This is a genomic window from Terrabacter sp. NPDC000476 (genome assembly GCF_040300125.1).
In the GTDB taxonomy this organism is placed as follows: Bacteria; Actinomycetota; Actinomycetes; order Actinomycetales; family Dermatophilaceae; genus Terrabacter.
On the sequence record NZ_JBEPDF010000001.1, the window covers coordinates 1718510 to 1736408 of the forward strand.

The following is a 17899-nucleotide window of genomic DNA, read 5'->3' on the forward strand; positions in this document are numbered from 1 at the left end:
GTTGCCCGGGTGAGCATGACGAGCCCGCTGCCCGACAAGGCCGCCGACACCACGGCCGAGATGCCGTGGCCGGTGCGGGTGCTCAGCCTCAAGATCTCCGACTACGTCGACCGGATGAGCCAGCTCTGGGTCGAGGGCCAGGTCGTGCAGTTCAACCCGCGCGGCGGCATGGCCTTCCTCACGCTGCGCGACCCCGACGTCGACATGTCGCTGTCGGTCTCGGTGCCGATGAACGCGGTCAACGCCATGCCGATCCCGCTCGCGCAGGGCGCCCGGGTCGTGCTCCAGGCCAAGCCGACCTTCTGGACCAAGCGCGGCACGCTGCAGCTCGAGGCCCGCCAGATCCGGCCCGTCGGCATCGGCGACCTGCTCGCCCGTGTCGAGATCCTCAAGCGCACCCTCGCCGCGGAGGGGGTCTTCGACGCCGGCCGCAAGCGGCCGATCCCCTTCCTGCCGCGCCGCGTCGGCCTCATCACCGGCCGCAGCTCGGCCGCCGAGAAGGACGTCGTCGAGAACGCCCGCCGGCGCTGGCCCGCCGTGGTCTTCGAGATCCGGGAGGTGGCGGTGCAGGGCACCTCCGCCGTCACCGAGGTCGTCGAGGCGCTGCGTGAGCTCGACGCGATGCCCGCCGTCGACGTCATCGTCATCGCCCGCGGCGGCGGGGCCCTCGAGGAGCTGCTGCCGTTCTCGAACGAGGCGATGGTCCGCGCCGTCGCCCAGGCCCGCACCCCGGTCATCAGCGCCATCGGCCACGACGTCGACCAGCCGCTGCTCGACCTCGTCGCCGACTGGCGCGCCTCGACCCCGACCGATGCCGGCAAGAAGGTGGTGCCGGACGCCGCGCACGAGCGCGCCCTCGCCGAGACGGCCCGCGACCGCATCCGGCGGGCGCTCGTGCGCCGGGTCGAGGCCGAGCGGTCGGGCCTGCGCTCGCTCGTCTCCCGGCCCGTCATGGCCGACCCGGTCGCGCTCGTGCGGGCGCGGCGCCAGGAGCTCACCGCCCTGCGGGCCCGCGCCGCCACCCGCATCGAGGGCCGCCTGCACCGCGCGGCCGACGAGGCCGAGCACCTGCGGCGCCAGGTCGTCGCACTCTCCCCGCAGTCGACGCTCGAGCGGGGGTATGCCGTCGTGCAGCACCGCGACGGACGCATCGTCATGGACCAGGACGACGTCGGTGTGGGCGAGCTGCTCCGGGTCCATGTGGCCCGCGGCGACTTCGGCGTGCGCCCGGTGACCGCCGGAGCGGAGGACCCACCGGCGCAGCCCGCCCGTCGCTCGCGCGCGAAGAAGAAGGCGACGGCCCCGGGGCCCGACGCCCCGACGTCGTAGGGTGTCGGCCATGGCTGACGCGACGACGACCGACGGCTCGTTCCCCGACATCGCCGGGCTCCGCTACGAGGACGCCCGCGAGGAGCTCATCGCCATCGTCGCCAGGCTCGAGGCGGGCCAGGCCCCGCTCGAGGACTCGATGCACCTCTGGCGCCGCGGTGAGGCGCTCGCCGCGCACTGCGCGACGTGGCTCGACGGCGCCCAGGCCGAGATCGAGCAGGCCACACGCCCCCAGGCGGCGGCACCGGCGGCACCGGCGGCACCGGCGGCCCACCCGGCCGGCGAGCTGCACGCCGACGACGCCGTCTTCGACGACGACGACGCCTGAGTAGGCAGCAGCCATCCGCACGGCGATGCCGAGGGCGCTGTGGATGCTGCGGCCGATGGTGCGGCACCTCGTGGGGTGATCACCCCACTTCGCGCAGCACCTTGCGCAGCACCACGTGCAGCACCATCCACAGGTTCGTCGACGGGTTCTTCGGTGCGCTCGTCGACGAACCCGGCGTGAAGCCGCGGGTCAGCTCGCCGGCGTGGCCGTGCCGCCCGGGCCTGTCGGTGAGCCGGTCGGTGAGCCGGTCGGTGACGACGCAGCGGCACCGGGCGCGACCGGGGCGAGCGCGGCGACGAACGCCTTGAGCTCGTCCTCCGGCGCCGTGCCGCTCGCGACGAGCGTCAGGCCGGTCGCGCCGGTGCCGCGTTCGACGTAGCCGACCTGCCCGCCGTTCGAGGAGACGTAGCGCTGCAGCGAGCGCCCGCCGATCTGCACGGTGCCCGAGGCCTCGCCGTCGTCGACGGAGCGGGCCACCCAGCCGTTCGTGACCCTGGCGGCCTGCTTGAGGGCGATGTCGGCGCCGCTGGGGGTCATCCAGACGGTGGTGAAGGTCGCGACGCCCTCGGTGCCCGGCGCGTAGGTCGCCACGGTCGGCACCCAGCCGTCGCCGAGACCCTTCGGCAGCTGCACCGGCCAGCGGGTCTGCGCGGCCACCTGGCTCGCCTTGGCCGCCGCGTCGACGGCCGGCCGCTCGACGTGCGTGATCCGCGGCACGATGGCGACGAGGGCGAGCACGAAGAGGCCGATGACGAGCATCGAGCGCAGCATGTTGGGCAGCGTGCCCATCGAGTAGCGGCTCTTCGGCGGACCGGCCGGCGCCCCGCCCGCAGCAGGACCGCTGGCAGGCGCGGCGGCCGCGTCCGACGCCGTCGTCCCGTCCGGAACGGTCGGAACCATCGACTCGGTCGGGTGCTCGTCGCTCGCGGGTGTCGACGGGGTCGACGGGGTGCTCATGCCCCCATCGTCCCCGACCGACGGACGGCGTCCAAACCGGGCCCCACCCACCGATAGGCTGGCGCCGACTCGTTCTGCGCCGACGGAGGACCTTTGATGAAGCACAGCCAGCCCGATCGCAACCTCGCCCTCGAGCTGGTCCGTGTGACCGAGGCCGCCGCCATGGCCGGTGGCCGGTGGGTCGGCCGCGGCGAGAAGAACAAGGCCGACGGCGCCGCCGTCGAGGCGATGCGCGCGATGATCTCGACCGTCAGCATGCGCGGCGTCGTCGTCATCGGCGAGGGCGAGAAGGACAACGCCCCGATGCTCTTCAACGGCGAGCAGGTCGGCGACGGCAGCGGCCCCGAGGTCGACGTGGCCGTCGACCCGATCGACGGCACGACGCTGACCGCCAAGGGCATGAACAACGCCGTGGCCGTCATGGCGGTGGCGAACCGCGGCGCGATGTACGACCCCTCCGCCGTGTTCTACATGGACAAGCTCGCGACCGGCCCCGAGGCGGCCGACGTCGTCGACATCCGGCTGCCCGTCGCGGAGAACATCCGCCGCATCGCCAAGGCCAAGAAGGAGACGCCCGCCGACGTCACGGTCGTCATGCTCGACCGGCCGCGCCACGAGGGTCTCGCGCAGGAGATCCGCGACACGGGCGCCCGCATCCGCTACATCGTCGACGGCGACGTCGCGGGCGCCGTCATGGCCGCCCGCCCCGGCACCGGTGTCGACCTGCTGCTCGGCATCGGCGGCACGCCCGAGGGCATCATCGCCGCGTGCGCCATCAAGTGCACCGGCGGCGTCATCCAGGGCAAGCTCTGGCCCAAGGACGACGACGAGCGCCAGCGCGCCCTCGACGCGGGCCACGACCTCGACCGGGTGCTCTCCACCGACGACCTCGTCGTCGGCGAGTGCTTCTTCGTCGCCACCGGCATCACCGACGGCGAGCTGCTCCGCGGCGTGCGCTACGGCGCCAAGTCGGCCCGCACCAACTCGCTCGTCATGCGCTCGCGCAGCGGCACGATCCGCACCATCGACAGCGAGCACCGCTTCGACCGTCCCGGCTGGTTCGGCAGCGCCGACATGATCGACGCCTGAGGCCCTCCGGTGACCAGCGCCCCCACCCCGGTCCGCACCCTCGTCGTCGGTGAGGCCCTCGTCGACGCCGTCACCACGGCCGACGGCGGCACGGCCGAGCACGTCGGCGGCAGCCCCGCCAACGTCGCCTTCGGCCTCGCGGCCCTCGACCACCCCGTCGACCTCGCGACGTGGATCGCGACCGACGAGCGGGGCGCCCGCATCGAGGCCGTGTGCCGGCAGCGGGGCGTGCATCTCACCCCGGGCTCGCAGGGGGCGCCGTTCACCTCCGTGGCCCACGCGACCCTCGACGACACCGGCGCCGCGACCTACGTCTTCGACCTGGAGTGGCAGGTGGCGCCGGTCCCCGACCTGACGGCATACGGCCACGTCCACACGGGCAGCATCGCCGCCGTGCTCGAGCCCGGGGGCAGCCAGGTGCGTGGCATCCTCGCGACGGCGCGCGCGCACGGCGCGACCGTGTCCTACGACCCGAACGCGCGACCGTCGCTGATGGGTCGCCCCGCGCAGGCGCGCGCGCTCATCGAGTCGTCGATCCGGCTCACCGACGTCGTCAAGCTGAGCGACGAGGACGTCGAGTGGCTGTGCCCGGGCGAGTCGCTCGACGACGTGCTGCGCGCCTGGGGTGAGCTCGGCCCGGCCGTCGTCGTCGTGACCCGGGGCGGCGAGGGCGCCGTCGTGCGCGTCACCCGCACCGGCGAGCAGGTCGCCCTGCCCGCGCCCGTCGTCGACGTCGTCGACACCGTGGGCGCCGGCGACTCCTTCATGGCAGGGCTCGTCTCCGGGCTGCTCGACGCCGGTCTGCTCGGCGGTCCCGAGGCCCGCGAGCGACTGCGCGGCGCCGACCTCGCTGACGTGCGCCCCGCCGTCGAGCGGGCACTCGCCACCGGTGCGCTCACCGTGCGCCGGGCCGGGGCCCACGCCCCGGTGCGCGCCGACCTCGCCTGAGGCGATCGGACCCTCCGGAGCGCCACTCCCGTCGCTCCCGCCCCACCCGCCCCAGCGGGCCGGCCCGCCGGTGCGCGCGCCGCGCTTCGCCCACCGTTCGCCCGTTCTGTCCCGAACGGGTAGGTCACGGGCAGGTCACTGACACTGGACCACCCCCCTACGACGCGGTAGGAATGGTCTACTTCACGTGACGGTCATCACGTTGATCGGTGGGATCGACGCGCACAACTCAACGACGAGGAGCGACCATGACGGGAATTCCCAGACGGGCACTGCAGACAGGCGGGGTGGTCGCCGCGGCAGCCCTGGTGCTGACCGGGTGCCTCCAGAACCCCAACGCCTCGGGCGGCGGTGCTGCCGGTGGCGCCGGCACGGTCGTCGACGGCGGTAGCGCCGACGGCGACAAGAAGGTCACGATCCTCGGCGCGTTCGGCGGTGACGAGGAGAAGAACTTCAACGCCTCCCTCGCCGAGTTCGAGAAGAGCAGCGGGATCGACGTGCAGTACACGTCCGACCAGGACTTCACGACGACGATCAAGCAGAAGGTGGGGGCGGGCGACGCCCCCGACATCGGCCTCTTCCCGCAGCCGGGTGGACTGCTGGAGATGGCGGCCCAGAAGAAGGTCGAGCCGATCGACACCTTCCTCGACTACGACAAGATCCAGGGCACGCTGCTGCCGGGCTTCCTCGACGCGGGCCGCTACAAGGGCCGCGTCTACGGCGCGCCGATGCGCAACGCCGTCAAGAGCATCGTCTGGTACCCGAAGGCCGCGTACGACAAGGGCGGCTGGTCCAAGGAGCCGTCGTCGATCCAGGACCTCCAGACCAACGTCGCCGACAAGATCGCGGCCACCGGCATCACCCCGTGGTGCATCGGCTGGGAGTCCGACCAGGCCACCGGCTGGGTCGGCACCGACTGGGTGGAGGAGCTCATGCTGCGCATGTGGGGGCCCAGCGTCTACGACGACTGGACCTCGCACCGCATCCCCTTCAACGACGAGCGCGTCGTCAAGGCGCTCGACGAGGCCGCCAAGTTCAACAAGGACCCGAAGATGGTGCTCGGTGGCACCAAGGGCGTGCTCAACACGGCCTTCGGTGACGCGATGACGCCGGCCTTCGCGAACCCGCCCAAGTGCATGCTCCACCGCCAGGGCAACTTCGCCACGACCTTCTACCCGAAGAACGTGCAGGCCGACCTCGACAACCAGGTCGGCATCTACGTCTTCCCGAAGTTCGACGGCGGCTACGACGGCCAGGCGATCCTCGGCGGCGGCGACCTCGCCGGCCTCTTCAACGGCAACGACCCCGACGCCAAGAAGGTCATGGAGTTCCTGACCTCCGACAAGTTCGGTGGCCCGTGGGCCAAGGCCGGCGGGTGGCTCTCGCCGCACAAGACGTTCGACGTCAGCAACTACCCCAACGAGACGACGAAGAAGATCGCCGACATCGCCAACAAGGCGAGCGTGCTGCGCTTCGACGGCTCCGACCTCATGCCCAAGTCGATCGGCTCGGACGTGTTCTGGAAGGAGATGGTCAAGTGGGAGGGCGGGCAGAGCTCACAGCAGACGGCTGACAACATCGAAGCAGCGTGGCCGAAGTCATGACCGCCGACACCAGCACCGCGTCGCGCTCGCAGCTGCGCAGCCAGGACGACCCTGACGCGCCGCTGCGGGCCAACCCCCTGCGGATCGTCCTCGGTCTCGTCGGGATGGTCCTCGTCGTGTGGGCGCTCGCGAACCTCTTCCTCGCGTTCGGCTACTACCCGCAGTGGTTCGGCAACAAGTTCATCATCGGCGTGCTCGCCATCGTCGGCGGTGTCGGTGGTGCCGCGCTGCTCTTCTACTTCCTCAACATGTTCGTCGAGGGGCTGCCGCGGCGCTTGTCGGAGGGGCTGATCCCCTACGCCTTCCTGCTGCCGGGTCTGCTCCTCGTCGCCCTCATGCTCATCTACCCGACGTTCCAGACGATCAACTACTCGTTCGCGAACGCCGACAGCACGGCCTACGTCGGTCTGCAGAACTACCGGACGATCTTCGGGGACAGCGAGTTCTGGTCCTCGATCGTCAACAACGTCCTGTGGCTGCTCATCGTGCCGGCCATCGTCGTCAGCTTCGGCGTCGTCGTCGCCGTGCTGGCCGACAAGCTGTCGGCCATGGGCGAGAAGGTCGCCAAGAGCCTGATCTTCCTGCCGATGGCGATCTCGTTCGTCGGCGCCTCGGCGATCTGGGGTCTCGTCTACGCGTACAACAACCCGGGTCAGGCGCAGACCGGCCTGCTCAACGCGATCGTCGTCGGCCTCGGCGGCGACCCGCAGACCTGGCTCGCCATCGACACGGCCAAGCTCAACTCGATCCTGCTCATGGTCATCCTCATCTGGCTCCAGGTCGGCTTCTCGATGGTGCTGCTCAGCTCGGCCATCAAGGGTGTCCCGGAGGACACCCTCGAGGCCGCGCGCATCGACGGTGCCGGCGAGTTCCAGATCTTCTGGCAGGTGATCATCCCGCAGATCCGCGGCACGATCATCACGGTGTTCGTCACCGTCTTCATCACCGTGCTCAAGGTGTTCGACATCGTCTACGTCACCACCAACGGCGCCTACGGCACCAACGTCATCGCGAACCTCTTCTTCAACAAGCTCTTCGCGGCGAGCGAGGCCGGCCAGGCGACGGCCATCGTCGTCGTCCTGCTCATCGCGGTGATCCCGCTCATCTGGTACCAGATCAAGCACTTCCGCGACGAGGAGGCAGGGCGATGAGCCGCTCGCTGATGAAGGACGGGCGGCCCCGCAGCCCGTTCTCGATCGTCACCATGACGATCCTGACGGTCCTCTGGACGATCCCGACGATCGGCCTGCTCGTGACCTCGTTCCGCACGAGGGACGACGCCGCCGGCTCCGGCTGGTGGAGCGCCCTCTTCAACCCGTTCGGCGCCGACTGGACGACGAGCAACTACAGCGGGGCCTGGACCGGGTCCGACCTCAGCTCGGGCTTCATCAACAGCATCGTCGTCGCCATCCCGGCGACGATCATCCCGATCATGTTCGCGGCGTTCGCCGCCTACGCGTTCACCTTCATGGACTTCCCGTTCAAGGAGTTCTTCTTCCTGCTCATCATCGCCGTCATGGTGGTCCCCATCCAGGTGGCCTTCCAGCCAATGCTCAACATCCTCGGCCCGCGCGGCCTCGGCATCAGCGGGCAGTACATCGCGGTGTGGCTGCTGCACACCGGGTTCGGCATGCCGCTGTGCATCTACACGCTGCGCAACTACATGAGCACCCTGCCGCGCAGCGTCGTCGAGTCGGCCAAGATCGACGGGTGCAGCCACTTCCAGACCTTCTGGCGCCTCGTCGCCCCGATGTCCGTCCCGGCCATCGCGGCGTTCGCGACCCTCCAGTTCCTCTGGGTCTGGAACGACCTGCTCATCGCCAAGCTCTTCCTCAAGAGCGAGAACACCACGGTCATCGTCAAGCTCCAGCAGCTGCTCGGCACGCAGGGCCAGGGCCAGGAGCTGCTGACGGCGGGCGCGTTCATCTCGATCGTCGTCCCGATGATCGTCTTCTTCGCGCTGCAGCGCTTCATGGTCCGCGGCATGACGAGCGGCGCCGTCAAGGGCTAGACGCGTCGCTGCATCCCGCGGCGCGGCACCTCGCGTCAGTCCCCTCCCGGCCGTTCACTAGGCTGGGAGGGGACTTTCGTGTGCCGGGTGGTTGCCGGCACACGCCAGTGCGGCGGGTGCCCGCCCGCCACGGATCGCAAGGAGCACGTCGTGGCCGACTTCGCCTACGAGGACCTGCTGCCGATCGGCGCCGACGAGACGCCCTACCGGCTGCTGACGACCGAGGGCGTGCGCGCCGTCGACGGACCCGGTGGCCGCACCTTCCTCGAGGTCGACCCCGAGGCGCTGCGGCTGCTCACCGAGACGGCGATGCACGACATCGCGCACTACCTGCGGCCCGGCCACCTGCAGCAGCTGCGCAACATCCTCGACGACGACGAGGCGAGCAACAACGACAAGTTCGTCGCGCTCGACCTGCTCAAGAACGCGAACATCGCGGCCGGAGGCGTGCTGCCGATGTGCCAGGACACGGGCACCGCGATCGTCATGGGCAAGCGCGGCCAGCACGTGCTGACCGAGGGCACCGACGAGCGCGCCATCAGCGAGGGGGTCTACGACGCGTACACGCGCCTCAACCTGCGCTACTCGCAGATGGCCCCGCTGACGACCTGGGAGGAGAGGAACACCGGCTCCAACCTGCCCGCGCAGGTCGAGCTCTACGCCGACACCCTGCCCGGCCACGAGGCGCAGTACAAGTTCCTCTTCATGGCCAAGGGAGGCGGCTCGGCGAACAAGAGCTACCTCTACCAGGAGACGAAGGCCATCCTCAACGAGGAGGCGATGATGCGCTTCCTCGACGAGAAGCTGCGCTCGCTCGGCACGGCGGCCTGCCCGCCCTACCACCTCGCCATCGTCGTCGGCGGCACGAGCGCCGAGTTCGCCCTCAAGACGGCCAAGTACGCGTCGGCGAAGTACCTCGACTCGCTGCCGAAGTCGGGCTCGATGACCGCCCAAGGCTTCCGCGACACCGAGCTCGAGGAGAAGGTGCTCGAGCTGACCCGGCAGTTCGGCATCGGCGCCCAGTTCGGCGGCAAGTACTTCTGCCACGACGTGCGCGTCGTGCGCCTCCCCCGCCACGGCGCCTCGCTGCCGGTCGCGATCGCCGTCTCGTGCTCGGCCGACCGGCAGGTGCTCGGCAAGATCACCGCCGACGGCGTCTTCATCGAGCAGCTCGAGACCGACCCGGCCCGCTTCCTGCCCGACGCCGGCGCGGTCGACCTCGGCGAGCACGAGGACGACGTCGTGGGGGTCAGCTCGATCAGCCGCAACGTCGTCGTCAAGATCGACCTGACCCGGCCGATGGACGACATCCTCGCCGAGCTCTCGAAGCACCCGGTCAAGACGCGGCTGTCGCTGAGCGGCCCGCTCGTCGTCGCCCGCGACATCGCGCACGCCAAGATCAAGGAGCGGCTCGACGCCGGCGAGGAGATGCCGCAGTACCTCAAGGACCACCCCGTCTACTACGCCGGGCCCGCCAAGACGCCCGAGGGGATGCCGTCCGGCTCGTTCGGCCCGACGACGGCCGGCCGCATGGACTCCTACGTCGACCAGTTCCAGGCCGCCGGCGGCTCGAAGGTGATGCTCGCCAAGGGCAACCGGAGCAAGCAGGTCACCGACGCGTGCGACACCCACGGCGGGTTCTACCTCGGCTCCATCGGCGGCCCGGCCGCCCGTCTCGCGCAGGACTGCATCAAGCACGTCGAGGTGCTCGAGTACGAGGAGCTCGGCATGGAGGCGGTGTGGAAGATCGAGGTCGAGGACTTCCCCGCGTTCATCGTCGTCGACGACAAGGGCAACGACTTCTTCGCCGACGTGAGCAAGCCGATGGCCTTCACGATCTCCAAGCGACCCGGGCTCGACTGACCGAAAGGCACCCTGATGAGTGAGAACCCCTCTGGCAACACTGGATTCGACGACCTGCTCGCGGCCAACCGCGAGTGGGCCGAGGACTTCGGCATGAGCGGCTTCGACGGTGTCGCGCACGCCGGCGTCGCCATCGTCACCTGCATGGACTCCCGCATCGACCCCCTCCGCATGCTCGGGCTGAAGCCCGGCGACGCGAAGATCTTCCGCAACCCCGGCGGCCGGGTCACGGACGCCGCGCTCGAGGCCCTCGTGCTGGGCACCCACCTGCTGAACGTCGAGCGCGTGCTCGTCGTGCCGCACACCCGGTGCGCCGTCGCCTCGAACTCCGAGGACGAGCTGCGCCACAAGGTCGGCGCCAGCGCCGGCAAGGACGCGTCGTGGATGAGCTTCGGGGTCATCGAGGACCAGGTGCGCACGCTGCGCGCCGACGTGGCGCGGGTGCGCAGCCACCCGCTCATCGCCGAGGGCACCCAGGTGGGTGGGTTCGTCTACGACGTCGACAGCGGCCTGCTCCAACCCGTCGACTGAGTCGCCCCCCTCCCCCGGGTCTGGTGCGCCCGCCGGGCGCGGGAGCTCAGGCGGTCAGCCCACAGCCGGCATGGCGTCGCGTGTCGTCCACACGTGGTGGGCCACGGCCGCCGTCAGGACGACCCCGACGGCGAGCACCGTGATGCCGATGGGCGGGGCGAGCGCCGCCACCACGAGCACGAGGACGCCCACCGCCACCCCGGCCCGCAGCTCCGTCGCCGGAGCACCGGCCATGGCGTGCATGGCGGTCAGGCACCAGACGTAGACCGCGACCGCGCCGGCGAGGGCGAGTCCCACCGTGCGCGCGGAGGCGTGCGCCTCGCCCTGCACGAGATCGACGGCGGCCGCGAGGCCCGCACCGGTCGCCGCCACCGAGACGAAGACGAGGTAGTGGCCGTAGCCGGTCACGAACGTGGTGCGGACGCCGCGGTCGAAGAGGTCCGCGTGGTCCCGCTTGAAGTAGAGCCACCACATCGAGAAGACGATGAGCAGCCCCCCGACGACGAGCGCGAGCAGCCCCGGCTCCGCGCCGGCGACGAGCGCGCCCTGGACGGCCTGCACCGAGGCGAGGATGACCTCGCCGAGCACGATGATCGTCAGCAGCGCGTAGCGCTCGGCGATGTGGTGCGGGTGGAAGGGTGTGATCCCGCTGCGCTCGGCGACGAGCGGCACGAGCAGCTCGAGCACGACGAGCGAGAAGAACGACACGAGCAGCACCGTGTGGTCGGTGAGCAGCAGCCGCGCGATCCACAGCACCTGCACGATCCCGATGCCGGCGGCATACGTGAGCGCGGTGCGCCGCCCCTCCGGGTGGCTGCCGGCCGCGCGCAGCCACATGACGACCATGGCGACCCGCATCACGGCGTAGCCGCCGACGACGAGGCCCGACTGCCCGGAGACGAAGAGGTCGGGGATGCCGGCCGCGAGCATGAGCGAGCCGGCCATGATGGTGAAGGTGAGCAGCCGGTAGGGCACGTCGTCGCAGTCGTAGGACGACGCGAACCACGTGTAGTTCATCCACGCCCACCAGATGGCGAAGAAGACCATGACGAGGTTGACGAGGTCGCCGAGGTGCCCCTCGGCCAGCCCGTGGTGCCACTGCGCTGCGGCGCTCGCGATGGCGACGACGAAGACGAGGTCGAAGAAGAGCTCGAGGGGCGTCGCGACGCGGTGCGCCTCGTGGGGGTCCCGGGGCTGCATGCGTCGGGACAGCGGCACGACGTTGGCGTGGCTCACGGGCCCAGTCTGCCAGCAGGGCACGCCCGCGCGCCGGGACGCGTGCGGCGACCGCCCGAGGCCGCGTGCCGGGTGCCGACCGGTCGGGTCAGAGGGCGAGCTCGGCCTTGACGACGCCGACGAGACGGTCGGCGAGGTCACGGGCCTGGTCGCCGTCGGCCGCCTCGACCATGACCCGGACGACGGGCTCGGTGCCGGACTTGCGCAGCAGCACCCGGCCGTTCTCGCCCAGCTCTCCTTCGGCCGCACGGACGGCGTCGGCCACGGCGGTGTTCGCCTCGAGGGCCGCCTTGTCGACGTCCTTGACGTTGACGAGCACCTGGGGGAAGTGGCTCATGATGCCGGCGAGGTCGGCGAGGGTGCGGCCCGTGGCAGCCACCCGTGAGGCGAGCATGAGGCCGGTCAGCGTGCCGTCCCCGGTCGTGCCGTGGTCGAGCATGACGACGTGCCCCGACTGCTCGCCGCCGAGGGTGAAGCCGCCCTCGCGCATGCCCTCGAGGACGTAACGGTCGCCGACGGCGGTCTGGAGCACCTTGATGCCCTCGCTCCCGAGGGCCTGGATCATGCCGAGGTTGCTCATGACGGTGGCGACGAGGGTGTCGCCACGGAGCACGCCCTGCTCCTTCATCGCGAGGGCGAGGATCGCCATGATCTGGTCGCCGTCGACCTCGCCACCCTCGGCGTCGACCGCGAGGCAGCGGTCGGCGTCACCGTCGAGCGCGATGCCGAAGTCGGCTCCGGCCGCGACCACGGCCTCCTTGAGGCGATCGGTGTGGGTGGAGCCGTAGCCGTCGTTGATGTTGAGGCCGTCCGGCTCGCCGCCGATGAGCGTCACCTCGGCCCCCGCCTCGCGGAAGGCCCGCGGCGCGACGTCCGACGCCGCCCCGTGGGCCGCGTCGATGACGACGTGGAGCCCGTCGAGGCGGTGCGGGAGCACGCTCAGCAGGTGCGCGACGTAGCGGTCCGCCCCGTCGAGGAAGGGCGTGATGCGCCCGACCCCGTCGCCCGTCGGGCGCTGCCAGTCGTCACGGAGCCGGCCCTCGATCCGGTCCTCCAGCTCGTCGGCGAGCTTGTGCCCGCCGCGGGCGAAGAACTTGATGCCGTTGTCGGGCATCGGGTTGTGCGAGGCCGAGAGCATGGCGCCGAGGTCGGCGTCCTGCTCCGCCACGAGGTAGGCGATCGCCGGGGTCGGGAGGACGCCGGCGTCACGCACGTCCACGCCGGCCGAGGCGAGCCCGGCCATCGTGGCAGCGGCGAGGAACTCACCGGACGCACGGGGGTCGCGACCGACGACGGCCACGGGACGGTGACCGTTGAACGCGCCCACCTCGGCGAGCACGTGCGCCGCCGCGACCGAGAGGTCGAGCGCGAGCTCTGCCGTGATGTCCTGGTTCGCGAGTCCACGGACGCCGTCCGTGCCGAAGAGTCGAGCCACGCTGATGTGCCTTCCCGGTGGTCGGCCCGAGGGCCGGAAGATGTGCTCGGTCGACGATACCGCCCCGGGGCGGGAGCGCCCGTCGGGCCGCCGCGTCCACCTCGAGCGGGTAGGTGGTGGCGCCCCTGCCGTGCGCGACCGCGACGGACAGCCGCGGAAGGGCGGCATCCGCCCTCGGGCACGAAGAAGGCCCCCGAGCACGAGGAAGGCCCCCGAGCACCGCTCGGGGGCCTTCTCGTAACACCTCAGCGCGACTGGAGCCAAGCGGTGATGCTCGGCGCCAGCGCTGCTCAGCGCGACTGGAGCCAAGCGGTGATGCTCGGCGCCAGCCGAAGCATCAGCGCTTGGAGTACTGGGGGGCCTTGCGGGCCTTCTTGAGACCAGCCTTCTTGCGCTCCGGGACGCGGGGGTCACGGGTGAGGAAGCCGGCCTTCTTGAGGGCGGGACGGTTCAGCTCCTCGTCGACGCCGTTCAGCGAACGGGCCACGCCGAGGCGCACCGCGCCGGCCTGGCCGGAGGGACCACCGCCGTGCACGCGCACGAGCACGTCGTACGAGCCGTCGAGCTCGAGGAGCGTCAGCGGCTCCTTGACGATCTGCTGGTGGACCTTGTTGGGGAAGTAGGCGTCGAGCGTGCGGCCGTTGATCTTCCACTCGCCGGTGCCGGGGACGATGCGCACGCGGGCGATGGCCTGCTTGCGACGACCGGTGGCGGCGCCGGGGGTCGAGACCTGGCGGGCGCGCTTCGGCTCGCCGGCGACGGTGCCGTCTGACTCCGAGGTGTACTCGGTCAGCTCGGGCTCGTCGGTGTCGAGGACGTCCTCGTTCACGATGTCAGTCACGTGTCTTGTCGCTTTCTCCGCAGCAGCCGGGGCTTACTGCGCAACCTGGGTGATCTCGAAGGGGACGGGCTTCTGTGCCGAGTGCGGGTGCTCGGCGCCGCGGTAGACCTTGAGCTTGGAGAGCTGCTGGCGGGCCAGCGAGTTCTTCGGGAGCATGCCGCGGATGGCCTTCTCGACGGCCTTCTCGGGGCTCTTGGCGAGCAGCTCGGTGTAGGAGGTCGACCGCAGGCCGCCCGGGAACCCGGAGTGGCGGTAGGCCTTCTTCTGCTCGAGCTTGGCGCCGGTGAGCGCGACCTTGTCGGCGTTGATGATGATGACGAAGTCACCGGTGTCGACGTGCGGCGCGAACTGCGGCTTGTGCTTGCCCCGGAGCAGGACAGCGGCCTGGCTCGCGAGACGGCCGAGCACGACGTCGGTCGCGTCGATGACATGCCACGTGCGAGTGACCTCGCCGGGCTTCGGGGTGTACGTGCGCAATGGAGTCTGCCTTCGCTTCTGAAATGGTGGAGCCACTGATGTGCCGGGCCCGGTCCGCGTCGCCGTCCCGGGAGGCTGCCCGGCCGATGGCCCGCAGCTCCCGCGACCGGTTCGCCTGACGGCCCGGTGCACAACCTCATCAATGGTACGGGGTCCGGCACCCGAGCCCAAATCACGCCACCGACCGCTCGAAACCGCCCCTGACCTGCACGGACGCCAATTCACGAGCCTCGTGCAGAACTCTTGTGCAGCCGTAGTGTGCAAAGGTATTGTGCACACTATGGCTGCACACGACTCCCACCGCTCCCCCCTCCCCGGCACCGCCGGCACCCCCTCGGCCGACGCCGAGAACGTGTGGCTGACGCCGGAGAGCGTCCGGGTCCTCGCCCACCCGCTGCGGTCCCGACTGCTCGGCGCGCTGCGCCGTGGTGGCCCGGCGACCGCCACCGACCTGGCCAACGCCCTCGGCACCAACTCCGGGGCCACGAGCTACCACCTGCGCAAGCTCGAGTCGGTCGGGCTCGTGCAGGACACCGAGGAGGGCGAGGGCAAGCGCCGGATCTGGCGCGCCAGCTCGGAGTACCACTCGTGGCACCCGAGCGACTTCGAGGGCGACGAGGACTCCGAGACCGCCCTGAACTGGCTGAGCCGCGACTACGCCCGGCACTTCGGCGAGCAGTACGACAAGTGGCTCGACGTCTCGACGACGTGGCCTACCGCGTGGCAGGACGCGTGCGGCTCGAGCGACACCGCCGTGCTCGTCACCGCCGAGGCCCTCGAGGCCATGCGGGAGGAGATGTGGGACCTCATCGAGCGCTACCGCCGCGTCGGGCAGGGCAACCCGCAGGCCCGCCGCATCGCGGTGTACGCGTTCGCCTACCCGCTCGACCTCGACCGCCCGCCCACGGCCCCCGTGACGGAGAGCTCCCGATGAGCCCCACCCCGCACGGCCTGCTCTTGCCCGCCGCGGCACGGCGCGTCTTCCTCGTCCTCAGCTTCACCCGGTGGTTCCCGGTCGGGCTGGTCGTCGGGCTGCTGACGCTGTGGCAGCTCGAGCGCGGGCTCACCGTCGCCCAGGCCATGACGATCTCGTCGGCCGCCGGACTGACGATCTTCGCGCTGGAGCTGCCGACGAGCGGCTTCGCCGACGCGTTCGGGCGGCGCCCGGTCTTCGTCGTGTCCGCCGTCGTCAACGTCCTCGCGAGCGGCCTGCTGCTCGTGGCGCACTCGTTCTGGGCCTTCTTCGCCTCCGCCGTGCTGACGGGCGTCTTCCGCGCCCTCGACTCCGGCCCGCTCGAGGCGTGGTTCGTCGACACCGTGCACGCGACCACGCCCGGCGCGGACGTCGACCAGGCCCTCTCCGCACAGGGCACGGTGCTCGGCGGTGGCATCGCGGCCGGCGCGCTCGTCAGCGGCGGGCTGGTCTGGTGGCACCCCTTCGCCGGCGCCTCGGCGCTCGTGCTGCCCGTCGCCGTCTTCGTCGCGCTCAACGTGCTGCACCTGCTCGCCGTCCTCGTGCTGCTGCGCGAGCCCCGTCGTGCCGAGCACGTCGACGCGACGGGAGCGCGCCGGGCCCTCGCCTCGGCCCGCGAGGCCCCGGCCGTCGTGCGCGACGGCCTCGTGACGCTGCGGGGCAACGCCGTGCTGCGCGGCATCGTCAGCGTCGAGATCTTCTGGTCGGTCGCGATGATCGTCTTCGAGACGTTCCAGCCGATCCGGCTCGCCGAGCTCGTCGGCGGCGAGGAGCGGGCCGGGGCCATCATGGGCCCGGTCGCGGCCGCCGGCTGGGCGGTCTTCGCGCTCGGCGCCGCGCTCTCGGGCTGGTCGAGCCGGCGCATCGGGGTGGCCCGCACCGCCATCGCGGCGCGGGTGCTCAACGGGCTCGGCGCCGTCGTCATGGGCCTCGTGGCCGGGCCTGCCGCGCTCGTCGCCGCCTACGGGGTGACCTACCTGCTGCACGGCTCGGCCGGACCCGCGCACGCCGCGTTGCTCCACCGGCAGGCCGAGGCCCGCAACCGCGCCACCGTGCTGTCGATGAACTCCATGGTCGCGAGCGCCGCGTTCGGCGTGGCCGCCCCGCTCATGGGCCTGCTCGCCGAGCGCACGTCGACGCAGCTGGCGATGGTGGCCGCGGGCGCGTTCAGCGTGCTCGGCGCCTGGTTCTACCGCCACGCCGCACGCGCCGAGCGCGACGCCGCGGAGGACGTTCACCCCCGGCCGGCCGAGCGTGACGCTCCCGGCGTGGTCAGCCGCCCGGCGTCGTGACGTCGTCGAGCTCGGCGAGGTCGTCGGCGGTCGGCTCCCAGAGCCCGGCGCGCACGTTGTCGAGGACCTGCTCGGGGCGGGTCGCCCCGGCGATGACGGACGCCACGGCCGGCTGCGCGGCCAGCCCACCGATGGCGACGTCGATCGGTCGCAGGTCGCGCTGGGCGGCGTAGGCCTCGAGCCGCTCGATCGTGTCCCAGTCCGCCGCGGCCAGCCGGTCCGCCATGCCGGCCAGGCGCGTGCCCTCCGGGGCCGCCTCGCCGCGTCGGTACTTGCCCGTGAGCAGCCCCGACGCGAGCGGGAAGAACGGCAGCAGGCCGACCCCGACGTGCTCGCAGGCCGGCACGAGCTCGTCCTCGACGTCGCGCTCGAGCAGGGAGTACTCGTTCTGCGCCGAGACGAACCGCGCCGTGCCGGCCGCCCGCGCCGTCCAGTCCGCGTCGACGACCTGCCACCCGGTGAAGTTGCTGCTCCCGAGGTAGCGCACCTTGCCCTCCCGCACGAGCTCGTCGAGCGCGGCGAGGGTCTCCTCGATGGGGGTCCGCGGGTCGGGCCGGTGCAGCTGGTAGAGGTCGATCCAGTCGGTGCCGAGGCGGCGCAGGCTCGCCTCGACCGCCTTGCGGATGTAGCGCCGCGAGCCGCGCACGCCCCAGTCGGGACCGTTCGCGCCCTGCATGTCCATGCCGAACTTCGTCGCGAGCACGACGTTCTCGCGCTCGGACCCCAGGGCGAGGCCCAGCATCTCCTCGCTCGCGCCCTGGCCGCCGTAGATGTCGGCCGTGTCGAAGAGGGTGATGCCGCTGTCGAGGGCCTGGCGGACCACCGCGTTGGTGCCGTCCTGGTCGAGGCGCCGACCGAAGTTGTTGCAACCGAGCCCCACGGTCGAGACGGTGAGGCCGCTGTCGCCGAGCTGGCGGTAGGTCATTTCAGGAGTGGTCGTCACCCCTCCAACCTAACCGCGATCGCCGCTCGCGCCAGAGCTGCC

Annotated in this window: 17 protein-coding genes; 11 read left to right on the forward strand and 6 right to left on the reverse strand. The window is 71.4% G+C overall.

What is annotated here, in order from left to right:
* Window positions 1–15 precede the first annotated feature (15 nt).
* Together xseA and ABT295_RS07960 are read left to right on the forward strand one after the other, a co-directional pair.
* On the forward strand, window positions 16–1329 hold the full coding sequence (xseA, locus tag ABT295_RS07955; RefSeq protein ID WP_352394702.1) for an exodeoxyribonuclease VII large subunit: 1314 nt from the start codon (window positions 16–18) through the stop codon (window positions 1327–1329).
* Window positions 1330–1339: 10 nt separating this feature from the next.
* A complete protein-coding gene (locus tag ABT295_RS07960) occupies window positions 1340–1657 on the forward strand; it encodes an exodeoxyribonuclease VII small subunit (protein ID WP_352393849.1) in 318 nt (105 codons plus the stop codon).
* A 189-nt stretch (window positions 1658–1846) separates the two neighbouring features.
* On the opposite strand, the gene ABT295_RS07965 is transcribed toward ABT295_RS07960, so the two are convergent.
* On the reverse strand, window positions 1847–2614 hold the full coding sequence (locus ABT295_RS07965; RefSeq protein ID WP_352393850.1) for a DUF4245 domain-containing protein: 768 nt from the start codon (window positions 2612–2614) through the stop codon (window positions 1847–1849).
* Between the two features lie 96 nt (window positions 2615–2710).
* On the opposite strand from ABT295_RS07965, the gene glpX reads away from it, so the two are divergent.
* The 7 genes from glpX to ABT295_RS08000 all read left to right on the forward strand — a co-directional run bounded on the left by glpX (window position 2711) and on the right by ABT295_RS08000 (window position 10660).
* Window positions 2711–3703: a class II fructose-bisphosphatase gene (glpX, locus tag ABT295_RS07970; RefSeq protein WP_352393851.1), complete on the forward strand. Its 993-nt coding sequence runs from the start codon at window positions 2711–2713 to the stop codon at window positions 3701–3703.
* A 9-nt stretch (window positions 3704–3712) separates the two neighbouring features.
* The gene (locus ABT295_RS07975) at window positions 3713–4651 is read left to right on the forward strand and encodes a carbohydrate kinase family protein (RefSeq protein ID WP_352393852.1); all 939 of its coding nucleotides are present in this window, start codon (window positions 3713–3715) and stop codon (window positions 4649–4651) included.
* Between the two features lie 248 nt (window positions 4652–4899).
* Window positions 4900–6255: an ABC transporter substrate-binding protein gene (locus ABT295_RS07980; protein ID WP_352393853.1), complete on the forward strand. Its 1356-nt coding sequence runs from the start codon at window positions 4900–4902 to the stop codon at window positions 6253–6255.
* Window positions 6252–7406, forward strand: a complete 1155-nt coding sequence (locus ABT295_RS07985) for a carbohydrate ABC transporter permease (protein ID WP_352393854.1) — start codon at window positions 6252–6254, stop codon at window positions 7404–7406. Before ABT295_RS07980 ends, ABT295_RS07985 begins: the two co-directional genes overlap by 4 nt.
* Window positions 7403–8266: a carbohydrate ABC transporter permease gene (locus tag ABT295_RS07990; RefSeq protein ID WP_345507377.1), complete on the forward strand. Its 864-nt coding sequence runs from the start codon at window positions 7403–7405 to the stop codon at window positions 8264–8266. The genes ABT295_RS07985 and ABT295_RS07990 overlap by 4 nt, the downstream gene beginning before the upstream one ends.
* 150 nt (window positions 8267–8416) lie before the next feature.
* Window positions 8417–10129: a fumarate hydratase gene (locus tag ABT295_RS07995; RefSeq protein ID WP_352393855.1), complete on the forward strand. Its 1713-nt coding sequence runs from the start codon at window positions 8417–8419 to the stop codon at window positions 10127–10129.
* A 15-nt stretch (window positions 10130–10144) separates the two neighbouring features.
* Complete coding sequence (locus tag ABT295_RS08000; RefSeq protein ID WP_352393856.1) at window positions 10145–10660, forward strand: beta-class carbonic anhydrase; 516 nt, start codon at window positions 10145–10147, stop codon at window positions 10658–10660.
* Window positions 10661–10714: 54 nt separating this feature from the next.
* Here the strand turns inward: ABT295_RS08000 and ABT295_RS08005 are convergent, their stop codons facing one another.
* The 4 genes from ABT295_RS08005 to rplM form a co-directional block, all read right to left on the reverse strand.
* Entirely contained in the window at window positions 10715–11896 is a 1182-nt protein-coding gene (locus tag ABT295_RS08005) for a low temperature requirement protein A (protein WP_352393857.1), read from the reverse strand.
* Window positions 11897–11984: 88 nt separating this feature from the next.
* The gene (gene glmM, locus ABT295_RS08010; RefSeq protein WP_352393858.1) at window positions 11985–13331 is read right to left on the reverse strand and encodes a phosphoglucosamine mutase; all 1347 of its coding nucleotides are present in this window, start codon (window positions 13329–13331) and stop codon (window positions 11985–11987) included.
* A 337-nt stretch (window positions 13332–13668) separates the two neighbouring features.
* On the reverse strand, window positions 13669–14172 hold the full coding sequence (rpsI, locus tag ABT295_RS08015) for a 30S ribosomal protein S9 (protein WP_034771666.1): 504 nt from the start codon (window positions 14170–14172) through the stop codon (window positions 13669–13671).
* Window positions 14173–14205: 33 nt separating this feature from the next.
* Entirely contained in the window at window positions 14206–14649 is a 444-nt protein-coding gene (gene rplM / locus ABT295_RS08020) for a 50S ribosomal protein L13 (protein WP_352393859.1), read from the reverse strand.
* Between the two features lie 280 nt (window positions 14650–14929).
* Between rplM and ABT295_RS08025 the strand changes: the two genes are divergently transcribed.
* The gene (locus tag ABT295_RS08025) at window positions 14930–15583 is read left to right on the forward strand and encodes an ArsR/SmtB family transcription factor (protein ID WP_352393860.1); all 654 of its coding nucleotides are present in this window, start codon (window positions 14930–14932) and stop codon (window positions 15581–15583) included.
* Window positions 15580–16914 carry an MFS transporter gene (locus ABT295_RS08030; RefSeq protein ID WP_352393861.1) on the forward strand — a complete coding sequence of 445 codons (1335 nt, stop codon included), beginning with the start codon at window positions 15580–15582 and terminating at the stop codon, window positions 16912–16914. Before ABT295_RS08025 ends, ABT295_RS08030 begins: the two co-directional genes overlap by 4 nt.
* Here the strand turns inward: ABT295_RS08030 and ABT295_RS08035 are convergent.
* On the reverse strand, window positions 16895–17839 hold the full coding sequence (locus tag ABT295_RS08035) for an aldo/keto reductase (RefSeq protein ID WP_352394703.1): 945 nt from the start codon (window positions 17837–17839) through the stop codon (window positions 16895–16897). The genes ABT295_RS08030 and ABT295_RS08035 overlap by 20 nt on opposite strands.
* Window positions 17840–17899 lie beyond the last annotated feature (60 nt).